Origin of the sequence: Mesorhizobium maamorense (genome assembly GCF_044998965.1) — a bacterium.
In the GTDB taxonomy this organism is placed as follows: domain Bacteria; phylum Pseudomonadota; class Alphaproteobacteria; order Rhizobiales; family Rhizobiaceae; genus Mesorhizobium.
The window spans coordinates 6612430-6633211 of record NZ_CP173356.1 but is presented as its reverse complement, the minus strand read 5'-3'; the positions used below and the strand labels follow the sequence as shown (position 1 = coordinate 6633211).

The 20782-nt window shown below is 58.8% G+C and carries 17 protein-coding genes and 2 pseudogenes; 3 read left to right on the top strand and 16 right to left on the bottom strand.

Features of this window, described 5'->3' with window-relative positions; translation table 11 throughout:
• Window positions 1–274 precede the first annotated feature (274 nt).
• The 7 genes and pseudogenes from ACIU1A_RS32925 to ACIU1A_RS32895 form a co-directional block, all read right to left on the bottom strand.
• Window positions 275–420: pseudogene (locus ACIU1A_RS32925) on the bottom strand (SAM-dependent methyltransferase); the annotation flags it as partial.
• 63 nt (window positions 421–483) lie between these two features.
• On the bottom strand, window positions 484–669 hold the full coding sequence (locus tag ACIU1A_RS32920) for a hypothetical protein (RefSeq protein ID WP_404926275.1): 186 nt from the start codon (window positions 667–669) through the stop codon (window positions 484–486).
• Between the two features lie 750 nt (window positions 670–1419).
• The gene (locus ACIU1A_RS32915) at window positions 1420–2373 is read right to left on the bottom strand and encodes a GDP-L-fucose synthase family protein (RefSeq protein WP_404926274.1); all 954 of its coding nucleotides are present in this window, start codon (window positions 2371–2373) and stop codon (window positions 1420–1422) included.
• A gap of 68 nt (window positions 2374–2441) precedes the next feature.
• Entirely contained in the window at window positions 2442–3542 is a 1101-nt protein-coding gene (gmd, locus tag ACIU1A_RS32910) for a GDP-mannose 4,6-dehydratase (RefSeq protein WP_404926273.1), read from the bottom strand.
• A 134-nt stretch (window positions 3543–3676) separates the two neighbouring features.
• Window positions 3677–4666 carry a nodulation protein NodZ gene (locus ACIU1A_RS32905; protein WP_404926272.1) on the bottom strand — a complete coding sequence of 330 codons (990 nt, stop codon included), beginning with the start codon at window positions 4664–4666 and terminating at the stop codon, window positions 3677–3679.
• The gene (locus ACIU1A_RS32900) at window positions 4667–4972 is read right to left on the bottom strand and encodes a hypothetical protein (RefSeq protein ID WP_404926271.1); all 306 of its coding nucleotides are present in this window, start codon (window positions 4970–4972) and stop codon (window positions 4667–4669) included. It abuts the gene before it with no gap.
• Between the two features lie 861 nt (window positions 4973–5833).
• Complete coding sequence (locus tag ACIU1A_RS32895; RefSeq protein ID WP_404926270.1) at window positions 5834–7000, bottom strand: NAD(P)/FAD-dependent oxidoreductase; 1167 nt, start codon at window positions 6998–7000, stop codon at window positions 5834–5836.
• Window positions 7001–7739: 739 nt separating this feature from the next.
• Here ACIU1A_RS32895 and ACIU1A_RS32890 point away from each other — a divergent pair.
• Window positions 7740–8394 (top strand): annotated as a pseudogene (locus tag ACIU1A_RS32890) (sigma 54-interacting transcriptional regulator); the annotation flags it as partial.
• Between the two features lie 172 nt (window positions 8395–8566).
• Here the strand turns inward: ACIU1A_RS32890 and ACIU1A_RS32885 are convergent.
• The 7 genes from ACIU1A_RS32885 to ACIU1A_RS32855 form a co-directional block, all read right to left on the bottom strand.
• Window positions 8567–8995: a hypothetical protein gene (locus ACIU1A_RS32885; protein WP_404926269.1), complete on the bottom strand. Its 429-nt coding sequence runs from the start codon at window positions 8993–8995 to the stop codon at window positions 8567–8569.
• 630 nt (window positions 8996–9625) lie between these two features.
• The gene (locus tag ACIU1A_RS32880) at window positions 9626–10216 is read right to left on the bottom strand and encodes a NodA family N-acyltransferase (protein WP_404926268.1); all 591 of its coding nucleotides are present in this window, start codon (window positions 10214–10216) and stop codon (window positions 9626–9628) included.
• 447 nt (window positions 10217–10663) lie between these two features.
• Window positions 10664–11401 (bottom strand): 3-oxoacyl-[acyl-carrier-protein] reductase, encoded by a 738-nt coding sequence (gene fabG, locus ACIU1A_RS32875; RefSeq protein ID WP_404926267.1) that lies wholly within the window; start codon window positions 11399–11401, stop codon window positions 10664–10666.
• 311 nt (window positions 11402–11712) lie between these two features.
• The gene (locus tag ACIU1A_RS32870) at window positions 11713–12921 is read right to left on the bottom strand and encodes a beta-ketoacyl-[acyl-carrier-protein] synthase family protein (protein ID WP_404926266.1); all 1209 of its coding nucleotides are present in this window, start codon (window positions 12919–12921) and stop codon (window positions 11713–11715) included.
• Window positions 12922–13197 carry an acyl carrier protein gene (locus ACIU1A_RS32865; protein WP_027162824.1) on the bottom strand — a complete coding sequence of 92 codons (276 nt, stop codon included), beginning with the start codon at window positions 13195–13197 and terminating at the stop codon, window positions 12922–12924. It lies immediately after the preceding gene.
• A 524-nt stretch (window positions 13198–13721) separates the two neighbouring features.
• Window positions 13722–14876 (bottom strand): ISNCY family transposase, encoded by a 1155-nt coding sequence (locus ACIU1A_RS32860; RefSeq protein ID WP_140898061.1) that lies wholly within the window; start codon window positions 14874–14876, stop codon window positions 13722–13724.
• Between the two features lie 201 nt (window positions 14877–15077).
• The gene (locus ACIU1A_RS32855; RefSeq protein ID WP_140898061.1) at window positions 15078–16232 is read right to left on the bottom strand and encodes an ISNCY family transposase; all 1155 of its coding nucleotides are present in this window, start codon (window positions 16230–16232) and stop codon (window positions 15078–15080) included.
• Window positions 16233–16506: 274 nt separating this feature from the next.
• Between ACIU1A_RS32855 and groES the strand changes: the two genes are divergently transcribed.
• Together groES and groL are read left to right on the top strand one after the other, a co-directional pair.
• Window positions 16507–16803, top strand: a complete 297-nt coding sequence (groES, locus tag ACIU1A_RS32850) for a co-chaperone GroES (protein ID WP_006203049.1) — start codon at window positions 16507–16509, stop codon at window positions 16801–16803.
• 69 nt (window positions 16804–16872) lie between these two features.
• Complete coding sequence (gene groL / locus ACIU1A_RS32845; protein ID WP_404926265.1) at window positions 16873–18531, top strand: chaperonin GroEL; 1659 nt, start codon at window positions 16873–16875, stop codon at window positions 18529–18531.
• A 178-nt stretch (window positions 18532–18709) separates the two neighbouring features.
• On the opposite strand, the gene ACIU1A_RS32840 is transcribed toward groL, so the two are convergent.
• Window positions 18710–19240 (bottom strand): EAL domain-containing protein, encoded by a 531-nt coding sequence (locus ACIU1A_RS32840; protein WP_404926264.1) that lies wholly within the window; start codon window positions 19238–19240, stop codon window positions 18710–18712.
• On the bottom strand, window positions 19237–20616 hold the full coding sequence (locus ACIU1A_RS32835) for a diguanylate cyclase domain-containing protein (RefSeq protein ID WP_404926263.1): 1380 nt from the start codon (window positions 20614–20616) through the stop codon (window positions 19237–19239). Before ACIU1A_RS32835 ends, ACIU1A_RS32840 begins: the two co-directional genes overlap by 4 nt.
• Window positions 20617–20782: the final 166 nt, after the last annotated feature.

Here is a 20782-nt window from a genome sequence, read left to right as displayed (position 1 = left end):
CGGGGTTCGGCCAGGCCGCGTCTTCCGGCTCGTTGCCGATATGGGTGGGCGCAAGGCCACGTTCTACTTGCCATGATCGGCGAACGAGCTTCTACATCGAAGTTTCACCGCAATATCATCAGAAATGTTGATGGGTTATTGCTTCGCTGGACAGCATGCTGCCGCCGCCGTGAGGCGCGCCGGACCAGCGCGGCCGTTCATCTGCGACGTAACACTCGGCACCGCGCGGATACGAAAACAACCTGTAGACCTGGTCCCACTCGGGCACCCCTTGGGCTAGCCGCTGCGTAAAAGCGCCGGCAGCGCACCCGACTTCGAACGCATTTGCGACAGGACCTTGCGCAATGAGAACTGAGAATTTGCGTGGCGCTCCGGATCGAACGGATTGCCATCGAGCCGCCATGGATCGTCTGCGCCCATTTCTCGATTCAGCAGTTCATAAACGATTTTATGGGTCAAATTAACACCTCACTGAGGCAGCAATCACCGGCGCTGCAAAATGCCGTCAGACGTCGGCAGGGTCGGGACCAGGCACGCTAATTCTGAAATCCCGGCACCAATTTCCACTGCCTTCGGATCGTTGCCTTCTGCATTCCAATCGGCATAGGTGGTGGTGCTCAGGCTTTTTCGTCTGGCGTCCCAGGGGCCAAAGCACTTGGTTTCGGTCACACCCCTCTAATACGGGCGGCAGGATTGGCAAAATTGATTGTTCGGATGACAACCATCCACGCCCTAAACACAACGAAGGCGGAATTGGGCGTCGCTGGGTCCGCGCAACCGCGGTCGTCTGGCCCATGAAACAGCCATTCACCGGTGCTATGAAGCACAAGACGCCGCACGCAGATGGGCGTGGCCTGCGATGCGTTTGTCGGCTTTCGCGGAGCGAGCTGGATTCCTGAAAGAGGCGGAAATGCCGCGGATCGCTGCTTCCAATTCGGGCGGTGGACACGTTTAGGTTCGTTCGTCGCCCACCTCGTGTGCCGGCTGCGCCGTATGCGCCGACCACGGCGGAGAACGACAAGCGTGCAACCATGGAACCGGCTGGGCGCTGCGAGGGCCGAAAATCGCGGCTACGCCGGCACGCTGATGAGGACACAGGGAGACTGGGGTTCACCACCTCAGCATGGCCGTATTGCCATGACCGACAAAGGGAAGATTTTGGCCGAGGCGCAGGCTTGAGTTAACGGCGCTCACGCACAGCCGTTCTGTCCGGCCCTTATACGGCCTTACCGGGGGCTTGGCCAAGCTTCTGGGTGATGCTTTGCATCGCCGGTCGCAGTGGGGTCCGGTTGGCAACGTTAGCACAAGCCAATATCGCGGTCGTCCTGGGTGTGTATGCGTCCCTCTCTTCGGTTTGGACCTGGCTGAACAGCTTGCACCGGTCGGACATGCAGTCCAACCAGGCTGCGCGCATCCACATCAAGCCCCATGAACGCGGAGAAAATCCTCATACATCGCTTGCAACCCGGCACCAAGAGAAGTCTTGGCTTTCCAGCCAAGGTTACGCAAGCGCGTTGTGTCCAGTAACTTGCGCGGAGTACCGTCTGGTTTCGTCCTGTCGAATACCAAATTGCCCTCCCAGCCGACCGCCGCCTTAACCAGTTCCGCTGCCTCGCGAATTGTGACGTCCTCACCAACGCCAACATTAATCAGGGGCACCCTGTCGGGGGCTGTTAAGTCATTAAAGTCCGAATCTGGCAGGCCAAGCAGGAACGCAATGGCATCGCCTACATCCGACGAGTACATAAACTCTCGCCGAGGCTTTCCCGATCCCCAGACCTCTACCGAGGAGTCTCCGTTCAATTTAGCCTGGTGAAAACGGCGTATCAGAGCAGGCAGAACGTGGCAATTTCCGGGATCATAATTATCGCCTGGACCATATAAGCTGGTCGGCATCAACGTGAGATAGCGCGTCTGGTACTGCCGGTTAAACGACCAGCATGATTCGACTCCTGCGATTTTTGCCAAAGCGTAGGGACGATTCGTCGCTTCAAGCGGACCGGTTAGAAGGTATTCCTCACGTATCGGCTGCGGGCAGTCGCGTGGATAGATACACGAGGAGCCAAGAAAAATCATCCGCTCGACACCGGAAGCGTAAGCGGCATCAAAAACACTAAGTTGAATTGCCAGGTTGTCATGAAGGAAATCGACGGGGGAGCTAGCGTTCGCCAGTATACCACCAACCTTTGCGGCGCAAATGACTACGTAATCAGGCCGCCGCGACATAAAGAAGCTGCGCGTCTCGCTCCGGTCAAATAGATCCATCTCGTCGTGAGTGCGTGTTATTATTTCATAGGATCCTAATGCCTCCAAGGCCCTCATTGTGGCAGACCCGACAAGGCCGCGATGGCCTGCTACATAGATTTTCTTCACTTTTTTATTTCCATTGTCTAGTTATATGGACGATAATTATGCACCAAGTCAGCGTGTGGCCGCTTTTATTAGCTTAGCTCCAGTGGATCGTTTGTATGATATCCCTGTTTCATCAACACCGCATCACGCTGCGCCATGCGAAAATCTTCCCGAACCATCTCCCTAACCAGTTCAATGAAGGAGATTTTGGGCTCCCACCCAAGTTTTTCTTTGGCCTTGCGGGCATCGCCGAGAAGTGTCTCGACTTCTGCAGGACGGAAATAACGGGGATCTACTTTTACGATCAAAGCTCCCGTCTTTGCATCGTACCCCTCTTCGTCCACCCCTTCCCCAACCCAACGAACACCCATGCCGAGTTCGGCGGCCGCGACGGAGACAAATTCGCGCACCGAATGTTGCTCCCCGCTAGCAATCACAAAGTCTTCAGCTTGCTCCTGCTGCAGCATCAACCATTGCATCTGGACGTAATCTCGAGCGTGCCCCCAATCCCGACGCGCATTAAGGTTTCCCAAGAATAGAGTCCGTTGTAATCCACACTTAATCCGAGCCAAAGCACGTGTTATTTTTCGCGTTACAAAGGTCTCTCCGCGCGCTGGTGACTCATGATTAAATAGGATGCCGTTGCATGCATACAGGTTGTAAGCTTCTCGATAATTTACAGTGATCCAGTGAGCATACAGTTTGGCAACAGCGTAGGGTGATCGGGGATAGAACGGTGTCGTCTCGGCCTGCGGTGTTTCCCGCACCAGCCCGTAGAGCTCAGACGTCGAGGCTTGGTAGTAGCGCGTATGCTCGACGAGCCCCAGGCTCCGAATTGCCTCGAGGATACGCAGCGCACCCAGGGCATCGGAGTTTGCGGTGTATTCTGGTTCTTCAAAGGACACTGCAACGTGGCTCTGAGCTGCCAAATTGTAAATTTCGTCCGGCTGAACCAGTTGGATGACGCGCGTAAGGCTGGACGAATCCGTCAAGTCCCCGTGGTGAAGCGTAAGATCAACGCCACTTACATGAGGATCATGATAAAGATGGTCGATACGGCTGGTATTAAAAAGAGACGATCGTCTCTTTATCCCATGTACAGAATAGCCCTTTTGCAAAAGAAGTTCTGCGAGGTAGGAGCCGTCTTGCCCCGTGACCCCCGTGATTAAAGCTACTTTTCTCTTGGACAAGCGTGAACCTTTTTGATTTTGACGCGCCCGGGTGATGCTCGGCTGCGGTGGGATTGGCGAGAAGGGCGATCGGGCAGGGCGAACGGGGCCTCTGCGTGAAGGCAAGGGAGAATTTGAGCGGGATGCCCGCCCTTTCATGGAATTGGGGAACGTTCGAGAGAGTTATCAATCAAGATCAAACGACGCGGTTCATTCAAATCGAATTCGATTATCCGTGGCACGAAGAGTCGGGCATGGCGGCTGAAGGCGCTCGTCGGAGGAAAGCGAATAACCGTGTCGCATCGGCCGAGGAGATACATCTCAACGAGAGCGGAAAAACCTCCGTCTCTGCCCAGTGCTGCACTGTGCAAGGGGCCGGCCCGATCCGCTTGGAAGCGTTTTGGGATGGTGAAAAGTTCGGGAAACTTGCCCGACAAGTGATCAACAACCTGGGCGCTGTCTGTACACAAGAACACCCTTATAGGTCTTGGATGCGGTTGCGCTTTGGCCATACGAATGGCAGTGCATACCTGCTCTAGGGCAACGTGTTGATCAGCCCAGTAAGGTGCGTGATCCATAATATTCTCGCCGTTGCCGTGGCGGACATGGACCCCAATTATGCTATGCCCGGCGAAGTGTTCTTGATAGAGCGCTTCGATCCGATCCTCAATTTCTGCCCTCGGTGTGATGCTTCGAAATATCGTTCGCTCGGCTTTCTCATCGCAACGCCACATCAGGCAAGCATCACACACGACCGTGTTGGCTTCACAATCATCTTGGGCTTGGAAGAGATCGCTAAGCTCATCACGCTCTTGGAAAATCTGTTCATCCGGACGGTACACGCAGTCTATGGACGGTTTGTTCCACCACGACGGGAAGAAGGGACCGGGGAATGAGACGTGGTTGATCTCGTCATCGCAAATGACCGGTACACCACCGATCTCTTCAATCGGCTTGAAGAAGACCGGAAAGGCGTTCGCAGACGGGTTGTCAAGGTAGCAAGAGCCGCGCCAATCTATTGCTAAAGCTCGTCCCGTCCGATGTGCGTAGTCCCAAGCCGATGCGAGCGACCACAGGCAATCACCGAGACCCTCGCGCCGTCGAGAAACAACGAACCGACCCATCCTTGATCCATCAACAAGCATCTAAATTGCCTCTTTCCAAAACACCACAAACCTCAGCTTTGCTGCTGCCTTTGAGGCAAGCGCCTGCGCAATTCGGGGGAGCTTGTCGCGCTGCGCCAATGCGATGCAGCTTGCGTAGACGCGGAAGTGCCTGGCCGCGATGGACGCGCGCCCTTGGCCGGTCTTCGGCGCAGGCCAGAAAATGCTCTTCGGAGCCAACGCAAACATCAACCACTTTCCCTTTGGGTTACATCCTTGAATTGTTTCTATGCAACGTGCCGTCCGATCGGTAAAATCGTCTGTTTTGATGAAACGCATCCAAGCCATGGATGGGTGCCGACATAGGTTCCAGTGGCGTTGACCTGAATCCTCTCGTTGTGCTCGACCGACTGCTAACCCCGCGTCAGCCGGGCATTAGCGCGCCTGCAACGACGATCCCCGATGATCTCCTTCGTTGCGGGCAAGTGGATTGAGTTTCGACTTGTCGCAAGACACTTCGTCTGTAGTGCACGGCTCTACTGAAAGCGGATATTTGCCGAGCGGTTTATGGACGGGGGTTGTCGCGGAGAGATCTCGCCGGACCGTTCACCAGTTGGGCTGGCGCTCGGCGGCAGGCCGGCGGCGAGCATTGCCAGGTGGCTGGCCGCAGCATAATCGGCAGGATGCACCGATGGGCCGGGTCCGGGCATGGGAGCGCCACAACGACAGAGGCGATCCGTCGTGCGATTCAAATAGTGGCGAGGCTGAGGTCGCCTTCGATCCGCTATGGCATCAACCCCAAGACCGAGCAGTGGAGAAGCGGGGTTCGACAGCCGATCTGCCCACCGGCCAGGGAGCCGAGATCGAGGTCTCGTCTGCCGAGGAAGAGGACCGTTCTTGTGGCCTTCCGCCGCAACACGCAGCTGCCGCTCGCGCGTTCAGCGACGATCCCGCATTTGACGCGCTCTACATTGCACCGATGTCTGCAGCGCAAGCATCGGGGCGATTGCCAGATGCCGACGTCGACAGGCTGGCGAAGAGAGGTTCAAGGCCTTTCCGATCGGCTTCTTCCACATTGATATAGCGAAGGTCCGTACGAACGGCGCAAGCTAAACATGTAGGCCTTTGTACCGCGGCACCGCCTGTCGCTATCCTTAGCGCCGCTCTGTCCCGCCGGCACCAAAGGAGACCGTCGCGCCGCCGTTGTTGTTAGATCACATTTAATTCCCTAAAAGCCCGCCCCTCAGCCACACGACCATAGCCAAACGCCGAACAATCCACCGTGCGGTATCCGCCATGCACGATCAGTTCGGCCAGCGCCTTGCCCACCGTCGGCGCCTGCTGCAGGCCGTGGCCGGAGAAGCCGTTGGCGAAGATGAAATTGCCGACTTCAGGATGCGGACCGATGACCGCGTTCTGGTCGAGCGTGTTGTAGTCGTAGTGGCCGGCCCAGGCGCGAGTCGGCTTGATCGCCTCGAAGGCGGGAATGCGGGTCGCCAGCACCGGCCAGATCACCTCTTCGAACAGCGGCCAGTCGACATCGAAATCCCCGGGATCGGCCGGGCCATCGCTCTCTTCCGGTTCGGCGCCGCCGGTGAGATAGACCGAGCCTTCCGGACGGACATAGATGCCGGAGGGATCGACCAGCAGCGGCATGTCGGCATATTTCTCGCGTGCCTCGAAGACGAAGACATTGCGCTTGCGCGGCTCGACCGGCAGCGCCAGCCCGGCGAGTGCGGCGACCTTGCCGGCGTTCGGGCCGGCGGCGTTGACGACGATGCCAGCCTCCAGCGTCTCGCCATTGCCGAGGCTCACTCCGGTGACGCGGTTGCCATCGCGCGCGATGCCGGTGACATCTGCGGTGATGAAATCGACTTTCTTCTGCCGCAGCGCCTTGCGGAACAGCGTCAGCATCGCATGCGCGTCGAACCATCCCTCGCCGCTGCGGCCATAGGCGCCGGCGGTTATGCCCTCGGGCGACAGCCACGGGAACCGGCGCACCAGCTGATCCGCGTCCTCCAGCACAATGTCGGCGCCCTCCGCGATCTGCGCCTGGTGATTGCCCCTCAGGATCGGCAGGCCGTCCTCGCCGGCAAGGATGAGATAGCCGCCCTCGCGAAAGCCGATATCGGCGTCATTCCCGAACTCTTCCTTCAGCCGCCGGAACAGTTTCAGCGTGAACTGCGACAGGCGGATGTTTTCCGGGATCGAGAATTGCTGGCGGATCGAGGCCATGGACAGCGTCGTTGCCGCATGCGCGAATTGCGGATCACGCTCGACCAGCGCGATCGAGCCGGAAAACCCTTGCTCACGCAGGTAATAGGCCACCGAGGAGCCGACGATGGCTCCACCGATGATGACGATGTCGTAGCGCATGTTTTGTCGCCTTTCCGGTAACCGCCCGTGTCGATCACATAGCCATCAGCATGATGTCGAAGCGCGTGCCGCGGCCGGGCGCGGCTTTAGCGAGTTGAAACGTGTTATGGGATGCGCTGTCAGCGGGCCCTAATGCAGCTGCCGGTCCTGCTTCACGGAGCAAGTCGTCAGCTCTGTCCGTCTTCTCCTAGGTGAACTCAGGCTCATCACGCCGAAGTGTCCTGTCGCCGTCTTGCGGTAGGGATCAACCATCTTGATGATGCCCTTCAGTCGGAGATCGAAGATATGAGGCACTGATGCCCCGCGCACTGCTCGAGATCCTTGCCCTCGTCCTTCATTACGCCCTGCTTATGTCCGGCGACTGCTCGGTGAGAGCCAGGACTACGGCGCAATTTCGACCAGGCCAATGTCGAGTATCGTATCGCGGGCGACTTGGCTGTAATCGATCTGCGCATGGGTGGTAACCTCGTCCTGCTGGCTTGCCATTTCGCGCTCTTCGCAAATGCTGTTCGGCGGCGGAACATTAAATTACACCAGATTTCTGCCACTGAACGTGAAGTCGTGGTGAGCGTACCATTCACAGCGATTTTGCGGTCGCGAAGGTTTCATGAATTTCTTTGAAGGATCTGTTGCAAACGAGGTCGCAACGAGATTGGCGCGGGCGAATGCGGCGCCGAATTCGACGCAAATCCGGCGTCGATCGCGCTTCGAGCGATGAGATCGCCAATCTCCCAAGATGATTAAGGTCGACGTTCGCGTGATTGCCGCCACGAACAGGAACCTGGAAGACGCTGTTGCAAGGAACGAGTAACGCGCCGACCTTTATTATTGCATCCGCGTTGTTCCCTTCGTGGTGCCGCCATTGCGGGAACGGCGCAGTGATATTCCGCTCCTTGCCGCTGCGATTCTCAAGAATTTCAACAGCGAAAAACGGCTGTACGATGGTCTTCGATGCGAGTGCGATTGAAGTGCTGATGAACTGTGCTTTTCCCGGAAACGTCCGCGAGTTTGAAAATTGCGTGCAGCGGATGGGGACCCTGGCAGCGGGAGCGTCAGTCGTCAGAAGCGACTATGATTGCTCACACGACCGATGCCTTTCCGCCATGCTATGGAAGCACGCATCGAAGGAGGCTACGCCGAAATCCGAGCCGATCGCACGATCGCCACCCATGCAATCGTCTGGTGCTTTTGCTTCGGCCGCCGTTGCAGCCCCGCCTGTTGACGGCGAGCAGGCACTGTCAGCGCCTGCTCGGATCGGCCTCGTAAGCGGCAGGAACATGACCGATCGCGAGCGTCTCATCGCCGCAATGGAAAGATCCGTCTGGGTGCAGCCAAAGGGAGCGCGCCTGCTGGGACTGACGCCGCGCCAGATTGGCTACCCGCTGAGGAAATAGGGTATCGAGATCAAGTGTCTCTGAATCGGGCTGTCGGATTTCCGATGAGGTCGGGGCGCGACATAGCGACGAACTAGTTTAATGAGGACTTGCCCGTGTAAAACCACTTCGCCGGGTAGCCGGACAGTGCGCTGGCGTTGTCGACGGAGTTCGTGCCAAAATCCTCCCTGTACTATCCCACCGTGTGAAAGATGAAGGCATCACGTTCGATATCGACGAGAGCGTTAATGTGCGGCTTCCACCCTGACCTCGGGTCGAAGCCGCTCGTCCGATGCTGGAAACGTGAGTCAACGCCCGCGCTCAGATAATCCTTGCTGCCTCCATCGAGGACGTGTTCGCCGAATCCGCAGAAATTGTCATTGTCCTCCCCAAAAAAATGCGGTTTGTGGCGCTTTCTATCACCGGAGAGTTCGTCCCATGCCTTATCGCCATAGGATTGGTGATCGCCCTCGCGGGCCAAAGATTGATAGTCGCCCGGACAAGCGTCGATTCTGTCGCTGCCATCACGACCCAAGCTCACATCGTGCCGCTCGTCGTGGATTGCTTCGGGAGCTGGTTGCCCCCTAAAAAGCTGTTTTAGCTGCAGGATAAACTTTCTCATCGCAATCTCCCCGATGCCCCCAAATCTTGCCGGCGTCGTTCACGATACAAACCGAGGTCTCTTTGACCGAGACGTCCAGGCCAACATAATATGACATGGTGCGCTTCTCCATCTGATGCAGCTCGAAGCGCAGCACCTCAACGGGGAAACGAGGGGCTCGGACAGCCGAATACCCCATCTAAACATTTAGCTCGTTGGTCATCGGCTGTCGCGAACCGAAGAGCTGTCAGTTTGCCGTCCTCGACAATATGGACGACCCATCCCTCACCGCAACGCTCGACGCGCACGTCGTTAGGTTCGCCAGCCACCATTGCTGCCCCCTCATTTCGTCGCCTCAAAGTGAGACTTGAAGTCGTTCCCGTGTGTCGGAAAACACGGGATCCTACGTGACGTCAGGCACCGATTTTGCGAAGCCGGTGCTTTGTCGATTTCAGGGTGACGGCGATTCACTTCCGGAACGTCCGTGCGCGGAACCTCGCGGATCGATTTAGATGCGCAGATTTTTGGATGTTAATTCGGCCTTAATCATCCACAGCAAACGCGCATGGGAACGCGTATTCAGTCCGAGTAGCTCTGCAAAAGCCCGCTGCTCAGGTGCCTCAGCGCCATCACGCGGCACTCCAAGATGTTTTATAGCTCCGGACCGTTCCTAACGATCAGGGTGCCGGATGGCCACTCGCTCATCGAGAGTCCAATCGGCACAACTACGACGAGCACGTCCTCGTCTCGCGTGGGCGGCAGGTCGAGATAAACATCTGCGAGAGTGGACCGCACGCGAACGCCCGACACAATTGCCGCCAGGCCGTCTCTGCAGAACCTCTCCATATGGTTCCGCATCGCGTGCCGAACGGTGCCGAAGGCGAATGGAACTCCAAGCTGCCGCAATATTGGATATAAAACGCGCATTGAATGACCGATTCCTTGTCCCTCAAGATCCGCACGCACCCCGTACAACCCCAGGTCAGCCACCAGGAGCTCGACCTCGTCAACCTTGATGAAGCGGCGTAGTATGCCGATATGAGCCGCTACGCCGTGCGCGTCGTAGCTGATTGCGCGGAGCTCCGGCCTCGCACCGGCCCAGCTACGGCCGCCTTCGAATGGCTCTGAGTTGAAGGCCCCAGTCGGTCCGTAGGTCTTTCGGAAAAACTCGGAGAGTTCGACATGGTCGGCCTGTTGCAAGTCACTTTCCCAGCGCAACCTCCACCGCACGTCAGAGCACATGGAAAGACCTCATCTTTGTTGCTGTTTTGTTGTGAAGCGCCTAGCAGAGGGACGCTTGTCGCATCGAGCCGGCTCGATGTAGCTTGCGCAGGTCACCGAAGAACTAGCCACAACGAACACGCGTCTCCGCTGCGTTCCGAGTACACCGGAAGGCGTACACCGGAAATACTGCTCGGAACCAATACAAACATCGATAGTTACCTTGGCTTACACATTTCAAGTCGTGCTATGCAACCTTTTGCGGAATTGGCAAAATCGTTTATTTCGATGAATGCATTCCACGCGCTGGATGAGAAAGGACATGCGTTTCAAAGAGATTGTCCTAAATCTTCCGACCGAGGCGGCCTTGATCACGAGGCTTCGACCCGGCCAGTTACCCGACCCGCTCGCCAGACCAACTGACCGCTATCTGGGTGGGAACCTTCGGGGCCTACTGAACTTTTCACGCTAAATCATTGCCATACCACCGTTCACATGAACGGTCTGGCCGGTGATGTAGGCGGCCTCGTTCGAGGCCAGGTAGACCACAGCCGAGGCGACTTCCACGCCGGTGCCCATGCGCCTGGTCGGAATGGTGGCCATGATCGCTTCTTTCTGCTTATCGTTCAGCTTGTCGGTCATGGCCGATTCGATAAAGCCCGGCGCCACGCAGTTCACTGTCACGCCGCGTGTCGCGATCTCGTGCGCCAGCGATTTCGACACGCCGATCATGCCAGCCTTTGAGGCGCAATAGTTCGCCTGGCCGGGATTGCCGGTTATGCCGGACACGGAGGTGATGTTGATGATGCGGCCGTTGCGGCGGCGCATCATCGAATGGGTCAGTTCGCGTGTGAGCCGGAACATGGCGGTCAGGTTGACCTCGAGGACCGCGTCCCAGTCGTCGTCCGACATGCGGATAAAAAGCCCGTCCTTGGTGATGCCAGCATTGTTGACCAGTATGTCGACGCCTTCGAGATCGGCTTCCGCCTTTGCGCCCAGCGCCTTGACCTCGTCGCGGTTCGAGAGATTCGCCGGAAACAGTTTTGTGCGCCCGCCAAGCTCGGCAGCCAACGCATCGAGCTTTTCGACACGCGTGCCGTGCAGGCCGACGGTTGCGCCCTGCGCGTGCAGCGCCCGTGCTACGGCCTCGCCGATTCCACCGCTTGCTCCGGTGACGAGCGCCTTGCGGCCGGTCAGATCGAACATTGTTATCGATTTCCCTTTCTAAGGACTGGCTTCGCATGGAAGCGGCCACTAGCGGCCCTGCGTGCCTCCAGACATTGTCGGGTAAAAGCTTTGGACAAACCTCGAGCCGAACCGAAGGACCTCGCTTAACCTTCCGGGTAGCGGTAGGTCCGCCGCTTCAACAGTTGAGAATTTTGCAAAAGCGAGGTCCGGTTCGTCGAGCTTCCGCCGCCACTTGGCGCATTCGAGGCGGTCCAAGGGACGTCCTTCACAACCGTGATCCGGCAAGGATTGGATGTGAGAGATAGAGTTACTTACATTTCGCATGGCTTTTACACCTGCTTGAACGCCAGAACTGCGTTCATGCCGCCCATGGCGAAGGCGTTGCTCAGTGCCACGCGCACCTTGCGTTCGCGCGCCATATTGGGCGTGACGTCGAGATCGCAATCGGGGTCTGGTTCGCGATAATTGGCGGTCGGCGGCACGATGCCCTCCTGGATCGCCATCACGCAGGCGATCATTTCAAGTGCGCTCGCCGCGCCGAGGCAATGCGCGTGCATGGACTTGGTGGACGAGACAGACATCGAATAGGCATAGTCTCCAAAGACGCGCTTGATCGCCGCCGTCTCGGTTCGGTCGTTGGCCTTGGTGCCGGTGCCGTGGGCGTTGAGGTAATCGACGTCCTCGGCATTCAGCCCGGCGTCGGCAAGGCAAGCGCGCATCGCGGCCTCCGGCCCCTCGATCGACGGCGCGACGATGTGGAAGGCATCGCCGGAAAGGCCGATGCCTGCAATCTCGGCAAGCATTGTGGCACCGCGCGCCGCGGCATGCTCATAGCTTTCCAGCACGGCCATGCCCGCACCCTCACCTATCACCACTCCCTTCCTGTCGGCGGAGAAGGGCCGGCAAGTATCCGGAGCGAGGGCGCGCATTGCCTCCCATGCCTTCAGCTGAACGCATACGAGTGGCGCTTCGGCGCCTCCAGCAAGCATCACGTCGGCTCGGCCGAGCCTGATCTGATCCGCCGCCGAAGCGATCGCATGGTTGGCTGATGCGCATGCAGACGCGATGGCAAAGACCGGGCCGCGCAGGCCGAGGCTCATGCTGACCTGGCTGGCAGCGGCGCTCGGCAATCCCTTTGGTGCAGCGTAGAGGCCGGTACGCTTCGCGCCGTCCAAATAGAGGGCGCGATAGGTTTCTTCGACCGTTCCCCAGCCCCAACCGCAGACGCCTACTGTCGCGCCGAAGCGATACGGATTTCCCTCGTCGCAGGAAAGTCCGGCGTGTTGCATCGCTTCGCGCGCCGCAAGCACAGCGAGCAAGCTGAGGCGGTCCATGGAGACGAGCTGGGTGCGGCCGATGTCGTGCTTCGGCAGCTCCTTTATCTCGGTACCGACAGTGCCCTTCATCTCATGAAGCTCGGAAGTTACCATCGGGCGGATGGCGGAGCGGCCTTCGCGCATCTCTTTCCAGATAGAGGCGGCGTTGTTGCCCAGGCCGCAAAGCCCGCCCATCCCAGTAATGACGACTCGCCTATCCAATCAGACCTCCTTCGCGAGCAAACCGCGAACGGCTTCCACCATGTCGCCGACATTGTTGAGATTCGACCAGGCGTCGGCCGAGTTCATGTCGATCTTGATGTCGTAGGCCTGCTCCACATCCCAGAGGAGATCCGCCAAACCCAGTGAATCGACTCCCAGCGAGGTCAGTTCCGTGGCAGTCGTTATTTCGCCGATAATGGACACGCTCTCGCCGCTCTCCGATTCGAGGCGGTTCTTGATCGTGGCAATGATTTCCGTTGCGAGTTGATCAGCCATTCTGTTTTTTTCCATAATAATACCTTTTGACGTGGGCGCGGCGCCAGGCCTTTGCCGGTCACGTCGCGACGTCACACGACAAGGGTTCGGGCGATCGGGGCGTGTTAGGTGCTCTCAATGCGAGATTCCGAAAGATTGATAAAATCGTTTGTTTCGATAAGACGCATCCACCCTGTGGATAGAAATACATTCCAATGACCGGGCAAGCCGTTGTCATTAATCCCGCATGGCCCCTCCCACGCAAAAGCTCGGCACGTCTCGGGGCGACTAGATGCTTAGCGCCCGACTTGCTCTCTACGGCGCGACGAACCGCGCGGCGGTCGCGGAAGGCACAAAATTAACCATCCGCAGGGTGGATTCATCCTGTGTGTCGAGCCCCGAACACCATCGATTCGCTGGACTCTTTCAGGGTTGCATCGCCCGGAACGTCGCGATCGCCCACCCTGTTGTCTGTCGGTAGCTAATCAAGTTGTCCGGTTTGGTAGCACATGATCTGTCCGCTTCTGTTTTGGCGTCGAAGCGGTTCACGCGGCTTGCCTGATGGGGCAAGTGTCTTCGATTGCGGCGCCGTCAGAGCTGTAGCGAGCAATGCGGCGCGGCCCGTGAAAGATCGCCAGGGTTCCATCCGGGTAGTGCCTGACCTTGACGGTGGCTTTGACGAAGTGATGCCGGATCGGGCTCTGCGGCAGCTGCAATCGCAGCCGCGCGAAGGCGACCGTGTTGTCGCGGGCAACGACGCGCTCCTCCTCGATGCACAGGATCTGGGCCAGTTGTTGCGGGTCTGCGGCGACAAAGGCGCTGTCCTCGACCGCGGCCGGCCTGGCGAAGCGGGCATTGTGAGCTGGTAGGTAGGTCTGTGCGATGAACCGGTTGGCGGCCTCGATGTCGGCAATTCCGGCCAGCGCCAGCTCTCTCGGCAGCCGATCCTGCAAGGTGGAGAACATCCGCTCCGAGCGGCCTCGCGCTTCAGGGGAATAGGCTGGAATATGTTCGATACCCAGCCGCTCGAGTGCCCGGCCGACCTGGGTCAGCCGGCTTTTGTCGACCGCCTCGCCGGCCTTCAGCGTCACGAAATAGTGGCTGCCGCGATCGCTGTAGAGGCTCGATGGCAATCCCTTGGCGACGAATGTCTCCAGAAGGCCCTGAAAGCTCGACGCCGTGCCTTCCTCCTCGATCAGGAAGGCCGAATAGATCGTGCTCGTCGCATCGTCCATCGTCACGATCAGGTCCAGCATCGGCTCACCCGCCAGCCATCGATGACGGCTGCCATCCTGATGCAGCATCATCCCCTCGCAAGGCTTCCTCTCCCGCTTGCGCCGGTGAGCACCGCGCCGCTTGGCCCGTTCCACAAGGCCCGCCGCGTGGAGCTGCGTCTTGATGAAGGTGTAGCCCCAGCTGAAATGGTGATCGCGCAGCAGGTGCTCGTGGAAATGCTTCACATTCCAGCCGAGGTAGCGATGACGGTAAAGCTCCAGCATCTCCTCAATCGCTTCCGCCGGCACCCGACGCGTCGAAAGCTTGCCCAAGCGCCGATCCAGCAACCCTGCTTCCCCAGCTTCTTCGTACCGGTCGCGGTAGCGTCGGAATTGCCGCTCCGACATGCCAAGCAACTCCCCTGCCTCCATCATCGAAAGATCGCCACCATTCCAGCGGCTCAATACGTCCCGAAACTTTTGCATTCTCCGTTCCTGTAGCCATGCCGTCCGCTTCATCCCCAGCCTCCATCCGCTGGCGATAAAACCGGACAACTCACGTGCTACCTAATCCGGACAACTCATGTGCTTACGACATCGCCCACCCTGTTGTCTGTCGGTAGCTAATCAAGTTGTCCGGTTTGGTAGCACATGATCTGTCCGCTTCTGTTTTGGCGTCGAAGCGGTTCACGCGGCTTGCCTGATGGGGCAAGTGTCTTCGATTGCGGCGCCGTCAGAGCTGTAGCGAGCGATGCGGCGCGGCCCGTGAAAGATCGCCAGGGTTCCATCCGGGTAGTGCCTGACCTTGACGGTGGCTTTGACGAAGTGATGCCGGATCGGGCTCTGCGGCAGCTGCAATCGCAGCCGCGCGAAGGCGACCGTGTTGTCGCGGGCAACGACGCGCTCCTCCTCGATGCACAGGATCTGGGCCAGTTGTTGCGGGTCTGCGGCGACAAAGGCGCTGTCCTCGACCGCGGCCGGCCTGGCGAAGCGGGCATTGTGAGCTGGTAGGTAGGTCTGTGCGATGAACCGGTTGGCGGCCTCGATGTCGGCAATTCCGGCCAGCGCCAGCTCCCTCGGCAGCCGATCCTGCAAGGTGGAGAACATCCGCTCCGAGCGGCCTCGCGCTTCAGGGGAATAGGCTGGAATATGTTCGATACCCAGCCGCTCGAGCGCCCGGCCGACCTGGGTCAGCCGGCTTTTGTCGACCGCCTCGCCGGCCTTCAGCGTCACGAAATAGTGGCTGCCGCGATCGCTGTAGAGGCTCGATGGCAATCCCTTGGCGACGAATGTCTCCAGAAGGCCCTGAAAGCTCGACGCCGTGCCTTCCTCCTCGATCAGGAAGGCCGAATAGATCGTGCTCGTCGCATCGTCCATCGTCACGATCAGGTCCAGCATCGGCTCACCCGCCAGCCATCGATGACGGCTGCCATCCTGATGCAGCATCATCCCCTCGCAAGGCTTCCTCTCCCGCTTGCGCCGGTGAGCACCGCGCCGCTTGGCCCGTTCCACAAGGCCCGCCGCGTGGAGCTGCGTCTTGATGAAGGTGTAACCCCAGCTGAAATGGTGATCGCGCAGCAGGTGCTCGTGGAAATGCTTCACATTCCAGCCGAGGTAGCGATGACGGTAAAGCTCCAGCATCTCCTCAATCGCTTCCGCCGGCACCCGACGCGTCGAAAGCTTGCCCAAGCGCCGATCCAGCAACCCAGCTTCCCCAGCCTCTTCGTACCGGTCGCGGTAGCGTCGGAATTGCCGCTCCGACATGCCAAGCAACTCGCCTGCCTCCATCATCGAAAGATCGCCACCATTCCAGCGGCTCAATACGTCTCGAAACTTTTGCATTCTCCGGTCCTGTAGCCATGCCGTCCGCTTCATCCCCAGCCTCCATCCGCTGGCGATAAAACCGGACAACTCACGTGCTACCTAATCCGGACAACTCATCTGCTTACGACATCGCCCACCCTGTTGTCTTGACTAGCGCCACGCCACGGTTTATCTCACCGCCACGCTAGCACTCGCCTTTGCTGAGTGCTAACTGCAGGTCCGGACAGCCGGGCTTTGTACGTGTCCGGCGCCGCCGGATGGTGTTTTCACCACTCTCATCGAGGAAGAAAAAATGGCAAAGTCGAAGTTCCGGCCGCTTCATGACCGCGTGGTCGTTCGCCGGGTCGAATCCGAATCCAAGACCGCGGGCGGGATCATCATCCCGGATACGGCAAAGGAAAAGCCGCAGGAAGGCGAGATCATCGCCGTCGGCTCCGGCGCTCGTGACGAAGCTGGCAAGCTGGTCCCGCTGGACGTCAAGGCCGGCGACCGCATCCTGTTCGGCAAGTGGTCGGGTACCGAAGTCAAGCTCAATGGCGAAGACCTTCTGATCATGAAGGAATCCGACATCATGGGCATCATCGGCTGATTATCGGCCTTTCCATCAACTGAATCTTAAATCTTCGGGCTCGATCCGAGCCCCTGCCAGGAGCTAAAAATGGCTGCCAAAGACGTAAAATTCTCCCGCGATGCCCGCGAGCGCATGCTGCATGGCATCAACATCCTCGCCGACGCGGTGAAGGTCACGCTCGGCCCCAAGGGCCGCAACGTCGTCATCGACAAGTCGTTCGGCGCCCCGCGCATCACCAAGGACGGCGTCACCGTCGCCAAGGAGATCGAACTTTCCGACAAGTTCGAGAACATGGGCGCGCAGATGATCCGCGAAGTCGCTTCGAAGACCAACGACATCGCCGGCGACGGCACCACGACCGCGACCGTTCTGGCGCAGTCGATCGTCCAGGAAGGCCACAAGGCGGTTGCCGCCGGCATGAACCCGATGGACCTGAAGCGCGGCATCGACCTCGCAGTAACCGACGTCGTCGCGACGCTGATCAAGAACGCCAAGAAGATCAAGACCTCGGAAGAGGTTGCCCAGGTCGGCACGATCGCCGGCAACGGCGATGCTTCGGTCGGCTCGATGATCGCCGAAGCGATGCAGAAGGTCGGCAACGAAGGCGTCATCACGGTCGAGGAAGCCAAGACCGCCGAGACCGAACTCGAAGTCGTCGAAGGCATGCAGTTCGACCGCGGCTATCTCTCGCCCTACTTCGTCACCAACGCCGACAAGATGGTTGCCGATCTCGAGGACGCCTACATCCTGCTGCACGAGAAGAAGCTCTCCAACCTGCAGGCCATGCTGCCGATCCTCGAAGCCGTCGTGCAGACCTCCAAGCCGCTGCTCATCATCTCGGAAGACGTCGAAGGCGAGGCGCTCGCCACGCTCGTCGTCAACAAGCTGCGCGGTGGCCTGAAGATCGCCGCCGTCAAGGCGCCGGGCTTCGGTGACCGCCGCAAGGCCATGCTGGAAGACATCGCCATCCTCACCGGTGGCCAGGTCATCTCCGAAGACCTCGGCATCAAGCTCGAGAATGTCGGCCTCAACATGCTCGGCCGCGCCAAGAAGGTGTCGATCTCCAAGGAAAACACCACCATCGTCGACGGCGCCGGCAAGAAGGAAGAGATCCAGGGCCGCGTTGCCCAGATCAAGCAGCAGATCGAGGAGACCACCTCGGACTACGACAAGGAGAAGCTGCAGGAACGTCTGGCCAAGCTCGCCGGCGGCGTTGCCGTGATCCGCGTCGGCGGTGCGACGGAAGTCGAAGTCAAGGAAAAGAAGGACCGCGTCGATGACGCCCTCAACGCGACCCGCGCGGCCGTCGAAGAAGGCATCGTTCCCGGCGGCGGCGTCGCACTGCTGCGCGCTTCGCTGAACATCAACGCTGTCGGCGTCAACTCCGACCAGGCTGCCGGCATCAACATCGTTCGTCGTGCGCTGCAGGCTCCGGCCCGCCAGATCGCGGCCAACGCCGGTGCGGAAGCATCGATCGTCGCCGGCAAGATCCTCGAGAACAAGGGCGCGACCTTCGGCTACAACGCCCAGACCGGCGAGTATGGCGACATGATCGCCATGGGTATCGTCGATCCGGTCAAGGTTGTCCGTACAGCTCTTCAGGACGCGGCCTCGGTCGCCGGCCTGCTGGTCACCACCGAAGCCATGATCGCGGAGGCTCCGAAGAAGGAGTCGGCTGGCGGAGGCGGCATGCCTGGCGGCATGGGCGGCGGCGGCATGGGTGGCATGGGCGGTATGGATTTCTAATCCACGCTACCTGGCTAATACGGAAAGGGCGGCAGCAATACCGCCCTTTTTTGACCAACTTCTCGGAACCACAACTACATCGTCGTAATGGCGCTTGATAGCGCACCGCATGTCCGCTCCAGCACCCATCTCGTCCTTTTGCGCTCTCCTTGATGCAGTCAGCAATAACTGGTACCGATCACAACTCTTTCGCGTGCTCTTTTACTGAAAATTCAAGCGCTTGGGTCAGAGTTACCGCCTTGGAGAATAGGAAGCCCTGAGCGGTTCTGCAACCAAGCTTGTGCAGAATTTGTCGGTCTGCCTCTGTCTCCACGCCCTCGGCCATGACCTCGATCCCAAGCGTCCTACCAAGATCGATCACCGTTTTGACAAGCAGCCGGTCGTCTCGGGACCTTGCCAGACCGCGAACGAAGCCCTGGTCAATTTTCACCTTGCGTATCCGGCTGTCCTTGAGCGATGCCAATGTGGAAAAGCCGGTGCCGAAGTCATCGAGCGCGATGGAGATGCCGGCATGTGAAAGCCGTCCGAGCTTCTCATCCACTCTGTCCGGGTCCACGGGGGATTCTTCGGTAATCTCAATTTCGAACATCGTTGGTGGCAGGTCCTTTGCGGCCAAACCATTCAGAATCATATCGTCGATATCGCCGGCCTCCAGTTCGCGCGGTGAAACATTCATTGCCACACGCACATCACGGCGGTCAGCTTTCAACAAGCCGTCGATAAGAGCACAACAGTCCCCGAAACCGTATGGGTCAGCAGCTGAAGCATTCCGGTTTCGCGCGCGGCTGTGATGATTTCGGGCGGAGAGATGGCGCTATGAATCGGGTGGGTCCACCTCAGCAAGGCTTCGAAAGCGACCAGGCCCCCGGTATCGAGTCTTACGATGGGCTGGAACCAAGAACTGAGGCTTCTCGTCTTTATCGCCGAATGAAGGTCGCGTTCAATGGACTGGCGGCGATGCAGCTCCCTGTCGAGTTCGGCATCGAACAGGCAAAATTCGTTCCTGCCACGACGCTTAGCTGTGTAAAGGGCGATATCCGCCCGCAACAACATTTCTGTAAGCCCCGGGCTTTCGGCCAAGTATATTCCTAAAGATGCTCCGATCCGGACGGACGCGACCCCAGGATAGGGGCGAGCAAGTTTGGCTATGATGTTGGATGCGAGAATACTGGGAGAAGGAGAATTTCTGAGCGAGGGGAAAAAAAGCACAAATTCATCGCCGCCGATACGGGCGAGCGTTGAGCCTGCGGGCGCTTCTTGCTCTATCCGGCGGGAGATCATGACGAGCAGTTCATCACCCGTCCTGTGACCGTAGGTATCGTTGACAGACTTGAAACCGTCTAAGTCAATCAGCATTGCCACGAAGGGGCCGTCTGTGTTCTCGTACTGACCGATTGCGTGTTCGAGGCCCCGTCTGTTGAGCAGGCCCGTCAAGTGGTCCTCCTTGGAATTGCGCTCCATTACGGCCGCAAGCCGCTCGGCCTCATGTCTCAGGCGGCTCGCCTCGCGGAAGCGCGCTTGCCCTACCAACGAACTTCGAACCAAGCCGCCCTCGAAGAGTAGAACCGCAAAAGCCAGAATGTAGTCTTCCAAGTTGCCTTTCGTCAGCAGCCATCCTGCAGTGATAAGGAGTGGCGGTGTGATGAAGCTGATCGCTGCCGCGGAATACGAACTGCCGTATGTTACCGCACCTGCTGAAATCCCCGCCAGAATGATCAGATGCAGCGCCGATTGGGGTGTTGTGTATCCGGCCGTGAGGACGGCAGGAAAGGACCAGGCAAATCCCGCCAAAAGAGCAAGAATGGCAAACCAGCGAAGCCGCTGCGAGATCCATTTCAAATCGTCCTTAGGACCCGTCTCATTTAGCTGATAATGGGCTAGTGCAAGGCGCGCGACATTTATAGCATTGACAATCAAGAACCAGACTGCGGCCGCAAAGCCGCCGCCAGAAAGGGCCTGCACCATCAAAATCAGGCCTGATAGGATAGTGCTTATCGGCATCGACACGAAGAGACCGGCCCTCAAATCAGCGAGCTGATCCTGAAGAATTCTGGCATCCAGCGCGTCTTCTTTGTTCAGGGCCATAGATCAGTCAGCTTGCTTTCTGGTCTTCTTCCGGAGCGCAGATTTATGCAACACCCTGAAGGACGGGGCAACGATTCAGCGGGGCATCAGCCTCGCGTCGCTCAGTCAATGAGATGTCTGCGGAGACCTACAGCGGTCAAAGGAACGCGGCGTCGTGGTGTCCCGA